The sequence below is a fragment of the Algoriphagus halophilus genome, from assembly GCF_900129785.1.
GTDB lineage: Bacteria > Bacteroidota > Bacteroidia > Cytophagales > Cyclobacteriaceae > Algoriphagus > Algoriphagus halophilus.
This window is the reverse complement of record NZ_FSRC01000001.1, coordinates 2,308,864-2,332,767: the sequence shown is the minus strand read 5'-3', so window position 1 is coordinate 2,332,767 and position 23,904 is coordinate 2,308,864. Positions and strand designations below refer to the sequence as shown.

The 23,904-nt window shown below is 38.5% G+C and carries 8 protein-coding genes; 7 read left to right on the top strand and 1 reads right to left on the bottom strand.

All coding sequences use genetic code 11. The features are described from left to right. Window positions 1–18 precede the first annotated feature (18 nt). On the top strand, window positions 19–549 hold the full coding sequence (locus tag BUR11_RS09780; protein WP_074225202.1) for an RNA polymerase sigma factor: 531 nt from the start codon (window positions 19–21) through the stop codon (window positions 547–549). A 599-nt stretch (window positions 550–1,148) separates the two neighbouring features. Here BUR11_RS09780 and BUR11_RS09770 read toward each other — a convergent pair. Next, window positions 1,149–7,601 (bottom strand): Ig-like domain-containing protein, encoded by a 6,453-nt coding sequence (locus BUR11_RS09770; RefSeq protein ID WP_159439217.1) that lies wholly within the window; start codon window positions 7,599–7,601, stop codon window positions 1,149–1,151. 1,241 nt (window positions 7,602–8,842) lie between these two features. On the opposite strand from BUR11_RS09770, the gene BUR11_RS09765 reads away from it, so the two are divergent. The 6 genes from BUR11_RS09765 to BUR11_RS09740 all read left to right on the top strand — a co-directional run bounded on the left by BUR11_RS09765 (window position 8,843) and on the right by BUR11_RS09740 (window position 23,866). Next, a complete protein-coding gene (locus BUR11_RS09765; protein WP_074224632.1) occupies window positions 8,843–9,349 on the top strand; it encodes a hypothetical protein in 507 nt (168 codons plus the stop codon). 781 nt (window positions 9,350–10,130) lie between these two features. Further along, window positions 10,131–11,141 carry a mannose-1-phosphate guanylyltransferase gene (locus BUR11_RS09760; protein ID WP_074224631.1) on the top strand — a complete coding sequence of 337 codons (1,011 nt, stop codon included), beginning with the start codon at window positions 10,131–10,133 and terminating at the stop codon, window positions 11,139–11,141. Window positions 11,142–11,148: 7 nt separating this feature from the next. Then, window positions 11,149–12,108 carry a GDP-L-fucose synthase family protein gene (locus tag BUR11_RS09755; RefSeq protein WP_074224630.1) on the top strand — a complete coding sequence of 320 codons (960 nt, stop codon included), beginning with the start codon at window positions 11,149–11,151 and terminating at the stop codon, window positions 12,106–12,108. 45 nt (window positions 12,109–12,153) lie between these two features. Continuing rightward, on the top strand, window positions 12,154–13,299 hold the full coding sequence (gene gmd, locus BUR11_RS09750) for a GDP-mannose 4,6-dehydratase (protein WP_074224629.1): 1,146 nt from the start codon (window positions 12,154–12,156) through the stop codon (window positions 13,297–13,299). 48 nt (window positions 13,300–13,347) lie between these two features. Then, window positions 13,348–19,815: a type I polyketide synthase gene (locus tag BUR11_RS09745; RefSeq protein ID WP_074224628.1), complete on the top strand. Its 6,468-nt coding sequence runs from the start codon at window positions 13,348–13,350 to the stop codon at window positions 19,813–19,815. A gap of 22 nt (window positions 19,816–19,837) precedes the next feature. Then, entirely contained in the window at window positions 19,838–23,866 is a 4,029-nt protein-coding gene (locus BUR11_RS09740) for a non-ribosomal peptide synthetase (RefSeq protein WP_074224627.1), read from the top strand. Window positions 23,867–23,904 lie beyond the last annotated feature (38 nt).

Sequence of the window (23,904 nt, the reverse complement as noted above, 5' to 3'; positions counted from 1 at the left end):
GAAAGAAACCTAGCTCATATGATACCAACGCATACAGATACGATTAAAAATTTTAGCAAAGGGGATCGGGAGGCAATAGAAACCATGTATTATCAATATAAGCCTTCGGTCATGAGATTTGTTCTTTCGATGGTGAAAGATGCCGAAGAGGCAGAGGTTATTTACCATAATGTTTTTTTAAAAATCCTCAGAAAGCGCAAAGAATTGGACTCTGAAAAAAGCATCAAGTCCTACATTTTTACCATTTCAAAGAATGAAGTGATAGACTATTTCAACCACTTGAATTCCAATAGGAAGAAAGCGGAAGAGTTTTATAATAACAGGATTGAGCGTCCGGTTGATTTAAAGCTGGAAGAAGAAGCATTGATGAACAGGTTGGAAGATGCAATTGACTTGTTGACGGATCAACGGAAAAAAGTCATCCAGCTGTCCTACTTTGAAAATCTATCCTATCAAGAGATCGCAGAGAGGATGTTGATTTCCAAAAACACCGTCAAGAACCATTTGATAAAAGCGAAGATTAGTCTTCGCCATTATTTGACCATTTAATCAGGACATAAGGGATTATAAATTTGATTTTTTTTAATATTTATTTTTTAGTTTTTGGGTTGAATTTTTTGACTTTAAATTTTTAGTTTCTTTTCTCTCCCTCTCTCCCTCTCTCTCTCTCTCTTTCTCTCTTTCTCTCTCGCTCATCATGATTTTCAAGAGTACCTCTCCATTCTTCAGCCTGGGCTTTTGCGTTTGTATTACATTAGTCACATGATTGGGTAAGTCTCTGAGAAATTTCCTGGTAGCCGTTTAAGTTTTCAAGATTTTATTTCAAAGAAATCAATACATAGCACCAAGACCTGCCTTTTGAAGTTTTTCCTGTTTAATTGATTTGAAAAAGACCACTTATTTCAGCCGGTTTTTGTTAGCAGGAAATGGATTGATCGTAAGTCGACAAGTAAAGATCTGATTTCACTTTAAAGCCTATCACTTCTTCCTCTTTCCGTTTTAGGATCAGTTGAATAATTTTTGAATAGATAAATGAACTGGTAAGTCAATTCCTGGGAATAAAATTAATTCATAACAAAGCCGGAAAAGGAATCCTTCTCCGGCTTGTTTCATTTTAAGAATTAGATGATTTAGTCAATCCATCTTAGTTATAGTTTGATGATTTTCTTAGACTCTATTATTCCGTTGCTATGATGAAGTACGATCACATAATTTCCAGGGGCTAAGGAGGAAATATCCAAAGTAACCTGGTAGTCACTTTGATCTCTTATTTTGGCTTTGATTTCCTTTCCATTCATATCAAACACCCTGATTATTGCATTTAGAGGTAAGAACCTATTCTCGTACCTGATTCTTACTTCATTGATGGCAGGATTAGGAAGTGCAACAGTTTTTTGCGCTATATCCGATGAATTTATTTCGAATGGACTATCACTATCTGTGCTTTGGTTGCCTAATCTTTTTCCTCCATTTCCATTGTTTCCATTGTTTTTTGGAGTTACCGTAATGACTGGTCTTGAAGATTCTGCCGTCAACCCTCCACCATCAAACACTTTTGTTTTCAAGGTATAGGTTCCCGGAGGAGGACTGATCCAGTTGAACTCATATGGTGGTTCGAAGGCGATCGCGAAGATCTGTTCGTTATAGAAGAATTCAACATGGTCAATATCACCTTCAGGATCTATTGGGTTAGTTTGAATCAGCACATTATCTCCTTCTTTGAAGACCTGACCATCCGTAGGAGAAATAATAGAAATGCTTGGTGGCAAATTATTAATGACTGTCACCGTAGGTCTAGTGGACTCAGCGGTCAATCCACCACCGTCGAACACTTTGGTTTTCAAGGTGTAGGTGCCTGCTGGAGGACTTTCCCAATTGAACTCATACGGAGCTTCTGTGACAATGGCAAAGATCTGCTCATTATAGAAGAACTCTACATGGTCAATATCACCTTCTGGATCCACTGGATTGGTTCTGATTAGGATGTCCTCACCCAAGTTAAAGGTTTGTCCGTCTACAGGTTCCTCGATGGTAATGGTAGGAGGCTGATTATCCAAAACAGTGACTACAGGTCTAGTGGACTCAGCGGTCAATCCACCACCGTCGAACACTTTGGTTTTCAAGGTGTAGGTGCCTGCTGGAGGACTTTCCCAATTGAACTCATACGGAGCTTCTGTGACGATGGCAAAGATCTGCTCATTATAGAAGAACTCTACATGGTCAATATCACCTTCTGGATCCACTGGATTGGTTCTGATTAGGATGTCCTCACCCAAGTTAAAGGTTTGTCCGTCTACAGGTTCCTCGATGGTAATGGTAGGAGGCTGATTATCCAAAACAGTGACTACAGGTCTAGTGGACTCAGCGGTCAATCCACCACCGTCGAACACTTTGGTTTTCAAGGTGTAGGTACCTGCTGGAGGACTTTCCCAATTGAACTCATACGGAGCTTCTGTAACGATGGCAAAGATCTGCTCATTATAGAAGAACTCTACATGATCAATTTCACCTTCCGGATCTATCGGATTGGTTCTGATCAGGATATCCTCTCCCAAATTAAAGGTCTGTCCATCCAAAGGTTCTTCAATCGTGATAGAAGGAGGTTGATTTTCTAATACTTGAATATTGATTTCAGATTTCGATGTTAAACCTTCTTGATCATATACAACTGCCTCAATTCTATGAAAACCAGGAGTAGCATCTGTCCAATTAAATTCAAGAGATCGTTCAACAATGACGGCAATTAATTCGCCATCTGAATAAAGCTCTACTTTTTGCAATCCATTTTCAGGATCTGAAGCCGCTAGCTTAAATAATATGCTTTCGTTGTAGAAGAACTTTTGACCTTCATTTGGAGAAATGAAGGAGATTATTGGTGGCTGGTTTACGACAATGGTTGGCCTACTGGACTCAGCTGTCAAGCCTCCACCATCAAAGACTTTGGCCTTTAAGGTATAAGTTCCAGCTGGTGGACTAACCCAATTATACTCATACGGAGCTTCTGTAACAATGGCAAATATCTGCTCATTATAGAAGAATTCTACATGATCAATATCTCCTTCCGGATCAATTGGGTTGGTTCGGATTAGAATATTCTCTCCTAGACTGAATATTTGGCCGTCTACGGGTTCTTCGATAGTTATGGTAGGTGGTTGATTATTCTGAACGGTAATAACCGGTCTGCTGGACTCTGCAGTCAAACCTTCTCCATCAAAGACTTTGGTCTTTAAGGTATACGTGCCTGCAGGAGGACTTACCCAATTGTATTCATAAGGGGCTTCTGTCACAATGGCAAAGATTTGTTCATTGTAGAAGAATTCTACATGGTCAATATCTCCTTCCGGATCAATTGGATTGGTTTTGATAAGTATATCTTCACCTAAGCTGAACTTCTGACCGTCTACCGGTTCCTCTATCGTAATGCTAGGTGGTTGGTTATCCAGAACAGTGATGACCGGTCTGCTGGATTCAGCAGTTAATCCATAAACATCAAATACCTTCGTTTTAAGGGTGTAGGTACCTGGAGGAGGACTTTCCCAGTTGAGCTCATAAGGTGCTTCAAAGGCGATTCCAAAGATCTGTTCATTGTAGAAGAACTCTACATGCTCAATTTCATTTTCAGGATCTATTGGATTGGTCTGGATCAATACATCTTCCCCTTTGGTAAACGTCTGTCCATCCAAAGGATTTTCAATGCTGATCGATGGAGCATAGTTGGATACCGTTATTTCCACAAGCTCTGAAGAAGTAGACTGTCCATCATTGTCTGTGGCTACCGCATACAATTCATGCGTTCCGATAGGGATTTTAGTCCATTCATAATTGTATGGCTCAGCACCTATTACATCAACTAACTCACCGTCAATGTAGATATCAACTTTTTTAAGATCATTTTCCGGATCATATGGATTGGTTTTCACCAATATCTTTTGTGCATAGTGGTAATCATCACCCGTAATAGGTTGGCTGATGGTGATGGTAGGAGGTAGATTCTCTTCACTAGGAGGGATGATATGGACGATTACAGATTTTGACTGATTACTTCCTCCGTTAGTATCATACGCGATGGCATAAAGTAAATAAGTGCCTGGTTGGACATCTGCAGTCCAGTCCAATTCAAAAGGATTCGCAAAAATGGTCCCAATGAGATTGCCATTGCTATAGATTTCAACACGGTCAAGATTATTTTGTGGATCTTGGATTTCGGCCGCAATTTCAATCAAAGCACCGGAATTTAAGATTGTTTCTTTAATTGGCTGAACCAATTCGACTATCGGAGGGAAATCTACCAATGAAGTATCGATCACATGGATATTGACTACACTCGATTCTGAGTTGGCTCCCTGTTCATCATAAATGATAGATTTTAAAGCATGATCTTTCGCTTCGGCATTCGTCCAGTTGAAGCTGAATGGGGCCGATTCTGAGGTGCCAATAAGATCTGTTCCTGAATAAAAATCAACTCGTTGAATTTTATTCTCAGGATCAAATGGATTGGTTTGGATCAGGATATCCTGTCCGAAGATTTTAAACTGATCTTCCAGGGGGTCAGTAATTTCGACTGTGGGAGGAAGGTTGGCACTGGGAGGCTCTGTAATATTTACTGTGATATTTCCAGACTGGCCTTCTGCCCCTTCGGTGTCAAAGGCTTTGGCATAGAGGGTATAGCTGTTTATACTTGAGGGAGTCCAGGTGATTTCATAGGGAGATGAGTTTATAGTTCCTAAAAGATTATTTCCTTCGTAAATCTCTACTCGATCTACCGTACCATCAGCATCTTGGGGAAAAGTACTGATTAAAACATCTTGTCCTAAATCGATGGATTGGTTATTGGAAGGAGTAATAATTTCTACGGTGGGAGGTTGGTTTTGAAGTGTTTCTTCTAATACGGAAACGGGAACAATTTCTGATTCAGAAGTTCTGCCCAGGATATCATAGGCAACTGCTTTTAAATTATATGGTCCTGGCGCAGGATCAGGCCAGGTATATTGAAAGGGAGGCTGGTATATTCTAGTTAACAAACTATCTCCTTGATAGAAATATACCTTACTCAGTGTTCCGTTTGGGTCCGTTATTTGAGTTTTGATATCAATATTATCACCATTATAGAATACGGTGTTTGGAGCCGGATCGGTGATGGAAATTTCTATGGAGGATTCCGGGAGATCGGGTAGATCTAATTCCAATCTCACTAAAAGTACCGATTCATAAGGTGGTATGGTTACCTTTTGAAAGAAGAATTCATTTTTTGCATTTCTATAAATTCCTGAAAGAGGGTAAGTCACTTCTTCATCAGAATTATTGTAATTGAAATACACATATTCTAAAATGTTCAATTCCCTTGTTGTGACTTTAGAAATTTCAATGTTATCAAAAATCACGGGTTCAGAAGGGTCAGGGATTTTGATGACGATACTTTCGTTAGGGGTTGCCACCTCAGCAATAAAACCGATTTGAATCCTTTCTGATTCAGTGGTGGTAGCAAAAAACCTGAGGCTCCCTACCTGATCTTGGTCAAATGTTTTTTCTAAAAATAAAATGACCTCTTTATTTTCCTCCACACTTTTAGAATCAAATTCAATCAGAATCTGATCTCCGACTTCTACTGGCCCAATCTGCAGATAAGAAAGTACATCACCTCCGGGATTAGGTTGTAAGGAGAGGGAGCCCCCCTCAATTCCATCGGGAATCCATTGTCCGGTCCCACCATAGGTTCCGGCCACAAAATCAATATTAGCGTCAAAGGTGCTGGATTTAATAGGATCTTGAGTTAGGATTTCATATCGGTCCAAGTTGAATCTGGGCTGCTTTGAATTTAAATCGTATCCAAATGCATCTCCCCAATTTTTTAAATTTCTAGTTTGTCCAATTTGACCGTCTGAAGGTTCTCTAGAATAGAAGAAGAAATTAGTATGGTAAGGGTCCAAAAAGTAATTGTTGTCTACTTGACCAAATTGGGCCACATCATAATCTATGGAATTGAAATCCATGACCAGTTCATTGTCATAAATTCTGGAAAGCTGGTTCTCTTTGACGATGATATCTCGGATAGGGGTGCCGATTGGGTCATGGGAGGCGAGGATTTGGGTTGGAATCTTGTAAAACAAGTTGTCAGAGACTTCCACATTGTTATTATTGTGTAGAAAAATCCCGTTTCCATTGATGTTTGAGATGGTGTTTTTATAGACTTTCAGACCCGCCGCCATATCATCCAAATAGATGCCATTTGCCAGGAATAGTTTTTCTTCATTTCCATCAATGTTTCCAAGTCCATTTAGGATGATGTTACCGACTATTTCTCTTCCTGTATTATTTCGGTTCGTTTGACCATCGGCATTGGTATAAATACCACCACCATCTTGCTTAAAAACACAGAATCTCTCAATGAAATTGTTTTTGACGATGGTGTAATCGCCTCCAAAATGGATACCATTGTAACTGGTGTTGATGATCTGGTTTTTTTCTATTAAAGAATTGTCAGAGTCCGAAGCAATGTAAAGGGCAATACCAGTTAAATCACTGCTTTTCCCCATGCCTTGGTAAGGCATGGAGTTTTCAAAGAGGTTATTAGTTACTTGAACTCTTGGGCTACCATAATATACAAATAAGCCCCCGTTCAAATTATTTTTAATCGTGTTCTTGGACAAGGTTAAATCAGGAACTTCCTCCACATATACGGCATTGTCACCAGCAGATTCCATAATGCTCGCTTCTATCTTAAAATTGCCAGAGTTTTTGAGAGAGAAAATGCTTTTGTTACTTCCTTTGAAATGAAGGTTCGAGAAAGTGATGTTTTGTATATATCTGTTATTGGTAACCAAATTATCCTTATTCGCTACCTTGATTTTAAAAGTAGAAGGCTTTTTGGCACCCAGAAATACCGTGACAGTCTTCAGAGTGGGGTTATAAGCCCATTCCCCAAATGAATCCAAGGTACTCACATGATTTTGGACAAAGTAACCATACCCTGATTTCACAGTGTAAGCAGTATTGATGGATTCAAAATTGATGGTATTTCCAGAGGAAGAAGAAATAGGATGTCTATCAATGATCCAGTTGTTTTTCCTGATGACCACTTCAGCTCCGGTTAAATCCCCAAAGCTTCCTTCTCCTGAAATGGAGTTGGTGCCCAGCACATTTTGAATTTCAAAAAAAGGAGATTCGCTGAAAGAATTAGGAGTTCTTCCTATTTCTTGAGGTGTATTGTCAATTTCTAAGATTTGAATGACTGAACTCTGTAAATTCGGAAGGGAAGCCTCGTACAAGCCTCCACCCAAAGATCTCCATTCGGAAATTGTTTCCAAGGAGGTGATTTGTGCAGCAGGGCCTAAGCCATAAGAGGTGTAAACAATAGGATTTCCTACCTCCCCACCTCTAACGACATTGATCGTCCCATAAAAAACCTCCCCAGCAGCAAATAGGACTCTGTCTCCTCCTTTCAAAGCCGAGGAAATGGCATTGAGCTTATCAATCGTCTTCCAAGGGGTTTCAGGGTTTTGAGCCTCAGTGATACTTCTGCTATCATCTCCTTTGCTAGAGGAGAAATAATAATCCGTTGCATATGAAATACTGGGGATGTTAACTATAAAAATAAAAATCAATAACTTAATCAGTTGGCAGAGATGTTTATTTTTAGGGGGTATTAAAAATACTTTTGTTAAAATGTTGAAAAAGCTCATACTAGTAAAGGTTAGGTGAAAATTAATTAAATACAATTTTCTAAAATCATATATAAAAATAATTATAGGTTACTAAAATTATAATTTTCAAAAAGAAAGAATTTTTAATATAATTAAAATTTCTAAATTGAAAATAAGTTATAGTTAATTTTTTTTACCATCATTATTTTTAATCATGTCACAATTACTTAAATGTAAAAAACCATTTAAGGTCAATTTCTAGCATAACTATTGAGTGGTTGAAATGTTCATTCATTCTTATTTTATTGATAAAAAAAATAATTAAAGGAAGACTTATTGAAAAATATAATTCAATTAACTTTGTATTTATAGGTGATTTGTATACTATATTTTGAACTTTTTAGTGTTGTTTATATTCTGTATTTAATGTTTTTTACTTTCTCTGCACTTAAATAAGATTGACGTCAAGAGTGGTCTTTCTCCAATGAGTTTGAATATGCTAGGGTTTTCGATGTGTGGATAAAGATTATTAGGGGGAAGAGCCGCTTGTACTGGGATGCTTTGGGAGGAAATTAGTTGTTGGTAATTCAAGCATTTCCCGGAGTCTTAGTTCAGCCACCTGCCTGTGGTAACGAGGGAAATCCAATTTGATTAAAGAGAAGATTCTTGGTTGGAAATTGAGCACAAAATTATTTGTTAGTCCAAGTTCAATGCTATTTTTTTAATTGAGATATCCCGGAAATGAAAGCTCAAAAAACTTGGGTTTTCAGCTAAATCAAATTTCTAAAAATTAAGATTTTAAATTTTATAATTAACTGAAAATCAATAAAATGAAGATTAAATGTGTAGTTAGAAAAAGAAAAATTCTATAAAAAAAAGCTGAATAGAAGAACTATGCAATTAGGAATTAAAAAATTATATGATTTTCATCAGTTAATTTCTTATCGATTGAAATATATCATTATTCCAATTAAAAAAATTGTATTTTACTAATTTTCAAAAAAAATAGTTCTGAATTATGATGATCTTATTTGAGGTGATAAAAATGAATTTTAAATCTAAAAAAATGTAGTAAGTAATAGGAATCTAATAGTTTATTTGTTTAAATTTGTTTATACAAGAGTAAGTTCAAATTAAAAAATATAAATTTTTCAATTATTTATTGAACTTAAATTTTTATCTAAACTATAAATTGTTTTTTTATGAGCAAATCTGAATTAATGGTTTCCGAAGCACTGGAAATAATCTATTACGTTTTGCAAAAAAAGCGAGATCAGTTTCTGACTTTTTCTGAAATCATTTCTTCTGCAAAGAAGGAGATTTTAGGATTTGAGATGTGTTATAGTTCTACTTATAATGGTATCCTCCAACAACGTTTGAATAAGATGGGAGGAGTGTATCGGCTTTTCAATTTTGACTCTTGGACCTGGATGTTTACCAATCGTCCTATCCCTCAAAATTGGGTTTGGCCAGATGAGTTGGTGGAAGAGATATTAGAGTGGACCAAGTCTGAAGATGCGAAAAATTTGGATTTATCAAATTTACCTAGACCTTATATTATACATACCGTTCAATTAGTAATGGAAGATAAAATGCCAGTCTTAAAGTTTTGCTTTCCTTTATCTATAACTATTGAACATGGAGGTGTTGTTTCTTGGTATTGGGAGATAGTCTTAAATGATAGCCCTAAATTGAAAGCGATATTTTAACTCCTATATATATTATGCTATTAACTGCTAAATTGAGTTGATAGTTGAAGTCCTTCTCTTACCTAAAGAGAAGGATTTTTTTTAAATGGATATTGCTTTACTACCAGGGATTAAAAACATAGGGTGGCTCACTTTCCTCATTTTTCCTTTTCTGTTTTGATCATGGTTTTTTTTAACAACCAATTGCGGAACTGCTGTGTGCACCTTCATAAATCTCTCCCATTTTCATTGTATTATGCTAATATTTTTATTTTGCAAAATTTGATATTGTTAGGTTTTGTGATTCCATTTTGATGGAAAAAATAGTTTTCTTTAAAAAAAAATTATTTTTTTTAACTTTATTGATCATTTTTAGACTCCTAAATTTTCCTATATTTTTACTTAAAAAATTGTATTATAGGTGTATATAATTATTTTCATTTAATTATACCTAGTTTAGTGTAACTTTATTTTTATATATTGTTTCCTTCAATACTAAAATTTGGCATAATCTACTAAATAAATATTTAATTTTAATTGTGTTGTATTTTACCCGGAATTCCATCCTATTTAATGGTATTTTTTAAATTTTACTAAAATTTTATTTGGGATATAACTGTATTTGAAGAACAAAAAAACGTATTTCGTCCTAGAAAAAGAGCTTTTCAACATTTTTTCTTTCAAAATCTATTTCCTAATATTGAATCGTCAGATGATTGTTACATAATTAATCTTGTCATTTTTCTAATAATATAGTAACAGTAAATAGTATTGTTATTTAACCTTTTAAATCTATTGTTTTATGAGTCCTTCAACAGTAACTCATGTCATTTTATCTGGTGGAACAGGTAGTAGATTATGGCCTCTCTCCAGAAAGTCCTGCCCCAAACAATATTTGGAGATTTTTGACGGAAAGTCATTGTTTGAATTGTGTTTGGAGCGTAACCGCTTTCTAAGCGGAAAAGGGGTTGTAGTCGGAAGTCTGGGAAATTTCGAATTATCCAGAAAGACCTTTGCAAAGATGGGGATTGACCCTTACCGAGAGATTGTAGAGGCTTTACCTAAAAATACAGCTCCTGCCATTGCATTTGCGGCTATGTCTAGTAATCCTGAGGATATTTTATTAATCACTCCATCAGATCACTTGGTACAAGATCAAGACTCTTATGAACGTGCAGTTGGAAATGCAGTGAAACTTGCAAGTATAGATCTTCTTGTGACTTTTGGAATTACCCCAACCCGTCCTGAAACAGGATATGGTTACATCCAGGTGGAAGATGGGATTGTAAAAAGATTTAAAGAAAAACCAAGTATTGAGTCTGCAAGGACTTATTTGGAAATGGGGGATCATTTTTGGAATAGCGGAATGTTCTGTTTTAAGGCTGGGCTCTTTTTAAGAGAACTTGAATTTTTTCAGCCAGATCTTTTCCATCAAGTAAAAATAGCTTTTGAAAACTCCAAGGATGGATTTATCCAACAATCAGATAATGAATTAATTGATTCACTCAGTGTGGATTATGCTGTAATGGAGCATTCCAAGAAATTGGTGATGGTAGAAGGAGACTTTAAATGGTCTGACCTTGGTTCTTTCGAAGCACTAAGTGATTATTTGTGTGAAACCCATCAAGTAGAGGAAGATGAATATGGGAATGTCTATATAGGCAAGTCCCGTCATGCCAGTTTTCTAGGTGTCTCCAACATGATTTTTGTTGAGACCCCAGATGCATTTTTGATTTTGAATAGGTCTGACTGTCAAAAAGTAAAAAACCTATTTGAACAATTTGAAACAGAAAATCCAAGCTTAGTTAACTGATTTTACAATGGATATTTTTAAGAAGAAAATATACGTAGCAGGGCATACAGGAATGGTGGGTTCTGCTATTTGGAGACTTTTAAAAGCCCGGGGGGCAATGAACCTGATAGGGAAGAAGAGTTCCGAGCTTGATTTAAGAGATCAATATGAGGTTCGTGAATTTTTTGCTGATCAACGTCCTGAAATAGTCATCAATGCAGCTGCCAAAGTAGGAGGGATCCTAGCAAATGATTCCTATCCCTACGAGTTTTTGATGGATAATTTAATGATACAAAATAACATCATTGATAGCTCTTTAAAATCCGGAGTCGAAAGATTTCTATTCTTGGGTAGTTCTTGTGTTTATCCAAAAAGATCTATCCAACCTATAAAAGAAGAGTATCTATTAACGGGTCCTTTGGAGCCAACCAATGAATCCTATGCAATTGCAAAAATAGCAGGAATCAAGGCTTGTGAAGCAATTTATACCAGAATGGGTAAAGGGTATAGTTCTATTATGCCCTCTAATCTCTATGGTCCTTATGACAATTTTGACCTAAACAGCTCCCATGTGTTGCCTGCGATGATCAGGAAGTTTCATGATTCTAAGATCAACGGAAATCAACCGGTGATGCTTTGGGGGACAGGAAGTCCATTACGCGAATTTTTGCATGTGGAGGACTTGGCTGATGCGGTCATGTTTTTATTGACAAGAGAGGTGAAGTACCCATTGATCAACGTGGGTACAGGCTACGATATAGAAATAAAAAAACTGGCATTGATGGTCCAAAGTGTAGTGGGCCATGAAGGTGATATCCTATGGGATGAAAGTAAGCCGGATGGTACGCCCCGGAAAGTAATGGATATCAGCAGAATAAAATCCATGGGTTGGGAACCAAGACTGAATTTACTAGAGGGTATTTCCCAGACCTATAACTGGTTCCAAAAAAATCAAAAAAGTCTAAAAATGCATTCCATTGCATTTTAAAAGTCCACTGTTTAATAATCCTATCAATTTTTAATAATACTATTTATGAAAGTCGCTTTAATAACTGGAGTCACAGGTCAAGATGGAGCTTATTTAGCTGAGTTTTTACTGAACAAAGGATATGTGGTACATGGCATTAAAAGAAGGTCCTCTTCATTTAATACCCAACGAATCGACCATTTATACCAAGATCCACATCAGGCTGATGCTAGATTTTTTATGCACTATGGGGATCTTACCGATTCCATGAACCTAACTAAAATCATCAAGGAAACTAATCCGGATGAGATTTACAATCTAGGAGCTATGAGTCATGTAAAAGTAAGTTTTGACTCACCGGAATACACAGCCAATGCGGATGGTCTGGGAGTTCTTAGAATTTTGGAGGCGGTCAGATTGCTGGGTATGGAAAAAAAGACCAGGGTTTATCAGGCCAGTACTTCTGAACTCTATGGTTTGGTCCAAGAAATTCCGCAGACGGAGAAGACTCCTTTTTACCCCAGATCTCCCTATGCTGTGGCAAAATTATATGGATTCTGGATCGTGAAGAATTATAGAGAGGCCTATGACATGTTTGCCTGTAATGGAATTCTTTTCAATCACGAATCCCCATTGAGAGGAGAAACATTTGTGACAAGAAAGATCACAAGAGCAGTTTCGAGAATAGGAATGGGAATGGAGAAAGTACTCTATCTGGGCAACCTGGACGCCAAAAGAGATTGGGGACATGCCAAAGATTATGTAGAAGCGATGTGGCTGATGCTACAGGCAGATAAGCCAGAAGATTATGTCGTAGCCACCGGAGTGACTACCAGTGTTCGTCAGTTTTTGAGCATGGCATTCTCCAAAATAGGCTTCAAACTTGATTTTGCTGGAGTGGGTGTGGGGGAGATGGGTATTCTTTCTTCCATTGATTATGAGCTAGCCTATGGAAAGCTCGGAAAAAGAAAAGAGGAGCTTCCCAAGCTAGGTGAGATTTTAGTGAAAGTTGATCCTGAATATTTCAGACCTACCGAAGTGGAATTATTAATTGGAAAACCGGACAAAGCATTAAGGAATCTTGGGTGGAAACCTAAATATGATTTGGAAATGCTTGTAGAGGATATGATGCATGCAGATTTGCAAGAATTGAACAAAGACATCTGCTTAGTGAATGGAGGCTTTGAGGTAGTATCTCATTTGGAATATTGAGTTCAGCTCTCCGACTATAATTTGTTTTTTATTTAAACGTCTCTTGAGATGGAAAACTTTTCAACTTCAACTACACCAAATATCTTTGATCTTTTAAAAAGGAGATTCGAGGAGTTTAGAGAATACGATGCACTCGTTCATCATGACGAATTCATCACCTATGGGAAATTGGAGATCCTGGTAGATTTAGTTGCGCAAAGAATCAGAAATGAGGCTCCGGAAGAAAAACTAATAGCCATCTCCTGTTCCAGATCTGTAAAAACGATCATTAACATGTTGGGAGTATTGGCTGCGGGAAAGGCCTATCTGCCTTTGGATTTTGATCAGCCAACAGAAAGACTCGCTAAAATTGTATCAGAAACCAATGTTCGTTTTGGATTGCCAGGGCTGGATTCGGAGGATTTTGCCTCTCTTTCAATTAAAACCATTGAGGGGAAATATAGAGAATCTACGTTAACTCCTACCTATACCTCTGATTTGGCATATGTCTTATTTACTTCTGGTACTACAGGAGTGCCTAAGGGAATTGAGGTCTGTAGTCCCAGTTTGGTCAATTTGGTGAACTGGCAACTGGAAAACTCTCAATCGGGACCAGGTTTTAAGACTTTGCATTTTGCCCGATTGACCTTTGATATTTCATTTCAGGAGATTTTTACCACGTTGGTAAGTGGTGGTACTTTGTATATTCAGGACAATGAGGTACTAAAAGACCCTTATCAATTATTACAATTCATCCAGAATAAAGGGATAAATAGGTTGTTTGTACCTTTTATTGCCCTTCAAGGATTAGCGAACGCGGCTGTATCCTACAAAATTTTTCCGGGCTCCATACGAGAGATCATGACCTGCGGAGAGCAGTTAAAAGTAAGCAGTACCATTCGGGAGTTTTTCCAGGAGTTACGAAGCTGCAGATTTTACAACCAGTATGGTCCTACCGAAACTACCATTATTGTTTCACAGAAATATTTAGAAGGAGAACCCTCAGAATGGGAAGATCTTCCAAGTATAGGTTGGCCAATTTCCAACGTGGAAATGTTGATTGTAAGTCCCGAAGGGAAATCCATCACCTCAATGGATAAGGTCGGAGAGATCTACATCACCGGAGATTGTTTAGCCCGAGGTTATTATCAAAATGAAGCGTTGACCAACAAGTTATTTGTGGAACTGAACCTGGATGGTGCCGGAATCAAACGGTACTATAAATCAGGTGACTTGGCGGAATGGAATGTAGATGGAAGTATTAAGTTCTTGGGGCGTGTAGATGATCAGGTTAAAATTAATGGCCATCGGGTAGAACTAGGAGAGATTGAGGTAAATGCCTCTAAAATTAGCGGGATTGTGGAGAATGCGGTGGTGATTGGCCATTTCAAGGATGGACAAAACTATGTGGCATTGTTCTACAAGACTACTGGAAATGATCTAAAAATCGAGGAGATCAAAGAGGAATTGAGAAAATCCATTCCTGAATACATGATTCCGTACAAATTCATCAGAATTGACGAGTTCCCTCGAACTGGAAGCGGGAAAATTGACAGAAAAGCTTTGAAGAATTCCCTGGCCGAAAAAAAAGACCAGAAAGTTTCCCAGACGAAGGATGATACAAATTATAAGGAGATAATAACAGAGATATGGAAGGATCTCCTTCAAGAGACGGAGTTCAACCTGGATAGTAATTTCTTCCAATTGGGAGGAAGCTCGATTTTGGCACAAAAACTTTCATTGGCCATCAATGATCAGCTAAAAACTGTATTTCCAGTGGCTTTGATCTATCAGAACCCAACCTTAGGTAAGCAGATTTCTTTCCTGAAAGGAGAAAAAAAAGGAGGCTTGGATAGTCCTGAAAAGCTTACCAAAAAAGCTGCTTCCGAAAATCGAGATGTGGCAGTAATTGCCATGTCTGGAAGATTTCCAGGAGCAAATGATACCGCCGGTTTCTGGGAAATGATCAAAAACAAAAAAGAGGGGATTACCCACTTTACCCTGGAGGAAATAGATCCTTTGGTGAGACATGAGGCAGAAGAGTCCAATTACATCAAATCAAGAGGGGTAGTAGCCGATTATGATAAGTTTGATTCCAAATTTTTTGGGATGAATCCAAAATTGGCTGAAATCATGGATCCCCAGCAACGTAAGTTTTTAGAGATTTCCCATGAGGTGTTGGAAAAGGCAGGGTGGATTGCCAACCGGCCGGATTTTAGAATAGGCGTATTTGCAGGGACCAATAATAACACCTATTACAACAGGAATATCGTTTTTGATCATGAGGCAACGGAAATCTTTGGCCCAAATCAGGTCATGTCCCTCAATGAAAAAGATTATGTGGCAAGCAGGGTGGCCTTCCAACTCAACTTAACAGGACCTGCTGTAAGTGTTTACACCGCCTGTTCCACCTCGCTATTGGCAGTAGCCCATGCGGTGATGAGTATCAGGTCTGGCCAATGTACTGCAGCAATTGCTGGAGGAAGTTCCATTACATTTCCTGCCAATAGTGGGCAACGCTATCAAGAGGGAGCCATTTTCAGTGTAGACGGTCATTGTAAACCATTTGATTCAGAAGCTACTGGAACCATGTTTTGTGATGGAGCAGGTGCAGTTCTGCTGAAAGATTATGAACAAGCTGTAAAAGATGGGGATAAAATCTATGCAGTTATTAAAGGAATTGGGATCAGCAATGATGGATTTGAAAAAGCAAGCTTCACTTCCCCCAGTGTAAGAGGAGAAGCTTCTGCCATCAGAGATGCCATTTTGGATGCCCAAGTAAAGCCAGAGCAAATTGGTTATGTGGAGACGCATGGCACGGCTACCCCTATTGGTGACCCCATTGAGGTAGAAGGATTAAAGATGGCTTTTGGGGAAGGTTTATCCAGCACCTGTGCCATTGGATCAGTAAAAAGTAATGTGGGACATTTGACAGCTGCCGCAGGTATTGCAGGGTTCATTAAGACAGTATATGCCCTACATGAGCGGATACTTCCAGCTTCTTTGGGTTTTGTAAAACCCAATCCAGAGATAAAATTTGAAGGATCACCTTTTTATGTAAACAATGAAACCAAAAGCTGGGCTAGTGATACTAAGAGGATCGCTGGCGTAAGTTCCTTCGGGTTTGGTGGAACGAATGTTCATGTGATCCTGGAGGAAGCAGATCCAGAACAAAAAGCCATTACCACGAAAGAGGGAGAAGAACCTAATCTGTACGTTTTTTCAGCAAAATCTGAGTCAAGTGTAAAAGATTACGCGAAAAAACTGCATGGCTATGTGCTGGAACATCCTGATTTGGATCTTCAAAACCTCCATGCAAACCTTACCAATAGGTATTTGAATTATGGGGTGAACCTTCATTTTTCCGCCACAAAAAGAGCTGAATTAATTAAGAACCTGGAGGAGGTAGAAAATGGATTGATTCCGGTTTTATATAAAAAAGGAGCATTTAAAACTCCAGTATTTTTGATTCCTGGTCAAGGCTCGCAATATGTGGGAATGGGAAAGGATTTTTACAGATCCAATCAAGTTTTCAAAGATGCCTTTGATCAAAGCTGTAAGCTATTTGACTCCTATTTAAGTTGTTCTTTGAAAGAAGAAATTTTCAATGGGACCCAAGAGAACTTATCCAAAACCTACTTAACCCAACCAGCCATTTTTACAGTTTCTTATGCCTTGGCCAAGATGCTGATCAATAAGGGATTTGATCCGGTTGCCTTATGTGGGCATAGCATTGGAGAATACGTTGCGGCACATTTAGCAGGGGTGTTCAGTTTGGAAGATGCCGTTAAAGTCGTTGCCTACAGAGGAAAGCTGATTTACGATTTGCCGGCAGGGCAAATGCTATCTGTTCGGTCCCAGTTAGATATCGTTAAAGAAATTCTGCCAGATGAGTTGTCCATTGCGGCGCATAATGCCCCCAATTTATGTGTGGTTTCCGGAGCGCATCAAGTAATCGAAGAATTTCAGAAAGTACTGGAAGAGTATGGGATTGCCAACCAGGTATTAATAACGAGTCATGCTTTCCATTCTAAAATGATGGATGGGGCTTTGGATGATTTCTCCAAAGTATTGGAAAGTGTTACGCTGAATATTCCTCAAATCCCCATAAAATCTACCCAAACCGGAGCTTGGTTAACTGATGCTCAGGCTACTTCCATCGAATACTGGGTAGATCATATTCGAAATGCAGTATTGTTTCATGACAGCGCCAAAGCTTTACTTGAAGAATTAGAGGATTCTTACTTTATAGAAGTAGGACCTGGAAATGTGCTTTCAAGCCTCATGCAGCAGCAGGCTGAGGCAAAAGACCGGGCAATTGTTTCTACTCTTTCCAGAAAAAATGAAGCGCATGAATTGACCTATTTGATGAATCAAATTGGAAGACTGATTTCCTTCGGGGCTACAATAGATCAGTTTAAACTAAATGGGATAGGGGAATTTTCATTCATGGATATCCCCACCTATTCTTTTGAACCCAAGCTTTGCTGGACTCAAAAAGGAGCTTTATTAAATCCGGCATTTTCTAAGAGCTTGGCAAATGCTTCTCGTTTGAATGGTCTCCAGGAAAATGGACAGATGGAAGATGCCATTCATGAAGAGGAGGAGGTAGCGCAGGATAATTTTGAGAAGATCAAAGAAATGCTTGAATCAGCTTCTGGGGTTCAGATCCAGCGTAAGGATATTGGTTCCTCGTTTTTTGAACTGGGCCTTGATTCATTAGTACTAACTCAATTTACTTTTTCTATCAAAAAGGAGTTTGGAGTAACGATCACGTTCAGGCAAATCAATGATGAGTTAAATACCCCAGGTACATTATTATCATTTATCCAATCGAAATCTCCTAAGCCAGTTAATCCACCTAAGAAAGCAGCGGTTAAAAAGAAGGAGCCTGTAGCTGAGCGGAAGGAAGAATCTGTAGGGGGTGATGTGATTCAATTGATTCAACAACAATTGAATGCCATTCAAACACAAATTTCCCAACTACAGACCAATGGTGGAGGAGTGAAACATTCTATCAGTAAGTATGAAAAGCCAAGAGCAATCCATAAAACTGCACAATCGGAAGATTCCTCCTCTTCAGTAGAGGAAGAAATTGATCCGGCTAACCTAAGTAAAGAGGCTCAGGAATTCTTTGATGAATTGAAAGAAAAGTACCAAAAGAGAACCTCGAAAAGTAAGGATTATTACGATTCCCATCATGAGGGAGCGGGCTTGCAAGAGGAAAAAGAACAGGTATGGAGTGCTAAGCGGTTGAATTATCCAATTATATCCAAGTTTTCCGATGGGTCAAAGTTGATTGATTTAGATGGGAATGAATATTTGGATTGGCATTTCAGCTATGGGTCAAAATTGTTTGGATACAATGCTGATTTTATCAAAAAAGCATTGAAAACACAGATCAGTGATGGTTTGGAGTTTGGGACTCATTTAGATCAGGAAAAAGAGGTGATCAGGAAATTTAAAAGGCTGACCCAAGTGAAGGATGCCTATTTGTTCGACCACTTCTCTGAAGCATTGTTGAGAGCGGTTACAGGATGTCAATCCATCAGTGATAAAAAACTGATTGCAGTCGTTTCAAGAAAATGCAGCAAACAAGGTAGTGACACTCATTTGCCTTGTGGCTCATTGGGTAATACAGAATGCCTGGATTTCCTAAAGGACCATTTTCATACGGACTTACTCGTCTTGAACGGGAGTTTGGAAGATTCTTTGGATATCCTCCAAGATCGATCCTCCGAAATAGGCACTGTATTATTTGACGTGCGATGTGATGATTTGAATGCGAAAGAATTGGAAGTTTTCTTGGACAACTTAAGAAAGCTAACTCTTGAGGAGGATATGCTACTGGTATTGAATGAGGTATTATCCGGTTTTAATACCTACTCCAATGGTGTAAGCCACTTAATGAATTCAAAACCGGATTTAGTGGTTTTTGGAAATTTAATCGGAGAGGGTTTGCATTTGGGGATTTTGGGAGATTATTCAGGAATCACCTCCTCCATCCATAAAAGCCAGTTCGGAATGCTCCAAGACTTGGGAGAATATACTGGCGATTCATTTGTCTTAGCAGCTACCGTGGCATTGTTGAAGGAGATTGAAGATAGAGGACCGGGATTTCAAGATGAATTATCCAAAAAGACAGATGAATTTGTGGCACGGGTAAATGAGCTTTTCGAAAAATATAATAGCCCCTATGAGGCAGCTAATTTTCGCTCTATCTGGAGAATTAAGGAGAAAGAGCCTACTTCTACGACCCCATTACTTTTCGTTTTGTTGAGGTACGAAGGCGTTCATATGATGCGGGGAATCCCTTGTTATTTCACCGAAAAGCATACTCGAATAGATATAGAACAAACGTTAGTGAAGCTTGAAAAAGCCTTGGCACTGATGATAGAAAATGATGTAGTGAGAGGAGATCTTCCAGATTTGGAAGAGCTGGTAATGGATACTCATAACCCTCCATTTCCAGGTGCGAAAATCGGGTTAGACAGTGAAGGAAACCCAATGTGGGTTTCACCTAAAGAGAATAATTAATTTTTATTGATCTGATTTTTTTATGAATAACTTATTAGAACAGACATTGAATCAATCCATGCTGACCAAAGCACCCATGGAAATTGAGAAGGTGATTAAGACTACACCCTCTCAAACAGAAATTTGGTTGGCCTGTAAAATGGGAGGAAAGGAAGCCAACATGGCTTACAATGAATCTGTCTCTCTTCAATTGAAAGGAAACCTTTCGGTTGATAGTTTGAAAAAAGCATTTTTAGAGCTGATTCGGAGACATGATGGGATGAGGACAATTATCAGTCCTAATGGGAAGAATCTGTTGGTTTTTTCTTCCTACGAACTGCCTATTAGGTTCAGGGATATCAGTCACTTAACTGAGGCAGAGCAGCAGTGTTTTTTTAGAAAGCATACAAAAGAGATCGGTAATTACCACTTTAATTTAAGTCAGGGGCCCTTGTATGTGATGGAACTGATTAAAATTAATGAGTTGCTCCATGAAATTTCTTTTACAGGACACCACATCATATTCGACGGTTGGTCAATTGGATTGATGTTGGAGGAATTAAGTGAATTATATTCCAAAAGTGTTCAAAGCCTGGAATTGGACCTCCCAGAGCCGGATTTATTGGGAGAATATTCAGCGGAACTGATCAACAGAAGCAGAAAGTTCGAACATAAGGAGACCAAAAAGTATTGGAAAAATTATTTGTCAAATCCTTTACCGGATTTTTCATTACCCATTTCCAAAGACAGACCTATCCATAGAACCTATGACTCCGATGTGATCGGGTTTCCTTTGCCAAAAGAAGTTGTAAAGCAACTCAAGAAGACTTCCTCGGAGGAGAAAGTTAGTTTGAACTTAGTAATACTCTCCATATTTGAGATCTTTTTAAGCAGATGGTCCGGTGAGGAGGAAGTAGTGGTAGGGATGCCAGTATCCGGGCAGCTAGGACTAAACAGACTCCGTCTGATCGGGCATTGTGTGCATTTATTACCCTTGAGAAGTGAAGTAGATAAGGCGTTGCCTTTTTCAGGGTACTTGCAACAAAGGAAGGCGAATTATAACCGAGCATTGGATCATCAATTCTTGAGTTTCGGAAATATGATTCAGGATCTTCCGATCAAAAGAGATTCCTCAAAAGTCCCTTTGATTCCGATTACTTTTAACATTGATCTGGACTTGGATGCCAAAGTGGACTTTGTGGGCTTGGACCATCAACTTTCCTTTAATCCGAAAGCCTATGCAAATTTTGAAATTATACTAAACCTCTATGGGAATTCGGATGAATTCATTTTCGAGTGGACCTATAATAAAAGTTTGTTTGACCGGGAGTACATCAATCATGCGGGAAAGGATTTTGTCAATTACCTCAAGGCTTTTACGATAGAAAGAAAACGTTCGATTCAGGAGATCATTCAGGAGATCGAAGCCAATGCTCCAAAAGTAGAAGAGCCTTCTATTGATCTGCAGGTTTCTCAATTGGACTTCATTCCTTTTGGAAAGTACTTTTTTGATTCAGTAAGCCAGTTTCAAAATAAAGTGGCCTTGACGGTGAACCAAAAACAATTCACGTACCAGGAATTGGGGAAAAAGGTAAAGCATTTGGCAGGGTATCTCCATAGCAAAGGCGTAAAACCTGGAGATATTATTGGAATCCATTTAGAAAGAGATGAACATTTAATCGCTTCTGCTTTGGCAGTAATCTGTGTTGGAGCAGGGATTCTTCCCATTGATACGGATTTTCCAGAGGAACGGGTAAAATTCATGCTGGAAGATGCCGACGTGAAGTATTTCATTTCGAGTGATGATTCGGTGAATTGGGGTGAATTGCAACCCAAGAAACTACCAATTCCAATCAGTCAGATCCTTGATCAATACGAGCTGTTTAAAGTTGAAAACTTTGATCCCGTAAATCCAGCTCTGATTATTTATACGTCAGGTTCTACGGGTAAGCCCAAAGGGGTAGAATTATCCCATTTGAATTTATTTTACTTCACCCAGCAGGTACTTGAACAGCCAGGACTTAGTGATGAAGATAGGGTGTTGGGGTTAACTTCTATAAGTTTTGACATGGCATGGCTTGAGACGGTTCTTCCTCTGACAGTTGGGGCAAGTCTCTATTTACTTGGTAAGTATGAAAGAAAGGACCAGCGGGAAATTTTTAATGCGCTGAAAGATCACCGTATTACCAAATTGTACATCACTCCTTCTCATCTAAAGTCCCTCATTCAATACATGGGCGAGCCGAAACTAGAAGGACTTACCATCATTTCTGCCGGAGAACCGCTATCCAGGACGTTGGCTGATTCTTTACTCAAAGTTGCTGACTCGGTATTTAATATTTATGGGCCTTCAGAAACTACTGTATTTGCCACGATTAAGAAAATAAATGCCTCTGAAGAGGAAATTACCATTGGCAAACCCGTTAAAAATTCCTGTGTCATCCTAGTGGATGAGCAAGGTAAATTGATCAATATCCCCGGTAAAATGGGAGAGATTTGGATTGGAGGGACTTGCGTTGGAAACGGCTATTTGAACCGCCCAGAATTAACCCAAGAACGGTTTGTCCCAAGTCCATTTAAAGGATATGATGGAAAATTCTATCAATCCGGTGATTTAGGTCTTTGGAATGAAGAGGGTGATCTGTTGTGCAAGGGAAGGATAGATCACCAAGTGAAGATTAGAGGTCAAAGATTGGAATTGGGTGAGATTGAGAGTGAACTTGCCAAAGATCCATTGATCAAAAATGCAGTGGTCATCAAAGTACTCGATGCCAATGGGGAGGGAATGCTGCGAGCTCATGTCTCTTTTGTAGATGGGCAAATACCTGATTCTAAATTCTCTAATTGGATAGACATTACAAAAAGTAAGCTTTCCAAAAAACTTGCTTCATATATGATTCCCAGTGAATTCGTTCAACAGCTTAGTTTTGAGTTGAATTCCAATGGTAAAATCGATCGGAAGTTATTGGAAAGATATAGGCCAACTTCCGTATTTACCCAAGCCATTGATCAAGAAAAAGAGATCAAAGGTTCCTCTACATCGATTCTTGCTGTTAAAAAAGCCTGGGAACAAGTACTAAAAAGAGAACTACTCGCAACAAATGAGGATTTTTTCCAAATAGGAGGGCACTCCCTTCTTGCGGTAGATTTATTATCCAAGCTTGAAAACCACTTCAAAATAAATCTTCCCCTTTCCACCCTATTTGAATTTCCTACGATTGAGATGCTTGCCTCTCACATTGAACATTGTAAAAAAGAAGAGAATAAAGGACAGTCCAAATGTTTGGTGAAGATCAAGGAAGGTGACCCCAATAAAGTGTTGCTATTTATTCATGGGGTGGGGTTGAATCCTTTGGAAATCAATACGTTGGTGGATAATCTGGATGAGGACCAAACGATTTGGGGACTTCAATCTCCGTCAATTTTAGATGCTTCCTTAGCGCCGCTTAGCACCATTGAACAGATTGCTCAAGTATATATTGAACAGATCAGAATAGCAGGTCTCCAAGGTCCTTATCATTTAATGGGGAATTCTTTGGGAGGGTTGATTGCTTTTGAAATGGCGAAGCAATTAATAAAGATGGGGGATCAGGTACAGTTTTTAGGAATGATTGATACGATTGCTTTTGATACAGATTCTACTCCAAAAGGGTTTTTCAGCAAGGTGTCCAGATTGTTCAAGAGGATCTGGTATGAAATAAAATTCATCGTCAGAGATCCAGGTTTTTACCTGAGCTATAGAAAGAAATATTTATTGGAGAAGAGGGATAATTGGAGGGCAAAATTCCAGAAGAACACCAATTTATTTTCTAGGATCAAGGAGATCGAACATGTCAACAAGGAAGCTTGGAAAAATTATGTTCATGAGCCGGTTGACGTAAACATTACCTTATTTCTTGCCAATAGAAGAACATTTTACGTAGAGGATTTCAAAACATTTGGTTGGACTCCTTTTGCAAAAGAGATCAAGGTAATTAGGATGCCAGGTGAGCATGCCAATATGCTTAAACCACCTCACGGTGCAGAATTTACAAAGACATTACAGAATATTTTGAACTCCTACACTAGGTAAGCTATGATAATGGGTAAAGTTTTCTGTGATCAAATTAG

What these genes read in the sequence shown, in the direction of transcription:
- BUR11_RS09740 (WP_074224627.1), top strand. Translation starts at nt 19,838, where the DNA reads ATGAATAACTTATTAGAACAGACATTGAATCAATCCATGCTGACCAAA.
- BUR11_RS09745 (WP_074224628.1), top strand. Translation starts at nt 13,348, where the DNA reads ATGGAAAACTTTTCAACTTCAACTACACCAAATATCTTTGATCTTTTA.
- BUR11_RS09780 (WP_074225202.1), top strand. Translation starts at nt 19, where the DNA reads ATGATACCAACGCATACAGATACGATTAAAAATTTTAGCAAAGGGGAT.
- BUR11_RS09765 (WP_074224632.1), top strand. Translation starts at nt 8,843, where the DNA reads ATGAGCAAATCTGAATTAATGGTTTCCGAAGCACTGGAAATAATCTAT.
- BUR11_RS09760 (WP_074224631.1), top strand. Translation starts at nt 10,131, where the DNA reads ATGAGTCCTTCAACAGTAACTCATGTCATTTTATCTGGTGGAACAGGT.
- gmd (WP_074224629.1), top strand. Translation starts at nt 12,154, where the DNA reads ATGAAAGTCGCTTTAATAACTGGAGTCACAGGTCAAGATGGAGCTTAT.
- BUR11_RS09755 (WP_074224630.1), top strand. Translation starts at nt 11,149, where the DNA reads ATGGATATTTTTAAGAAGAAAATATACGTAGCAGGGCATACAGGAATG.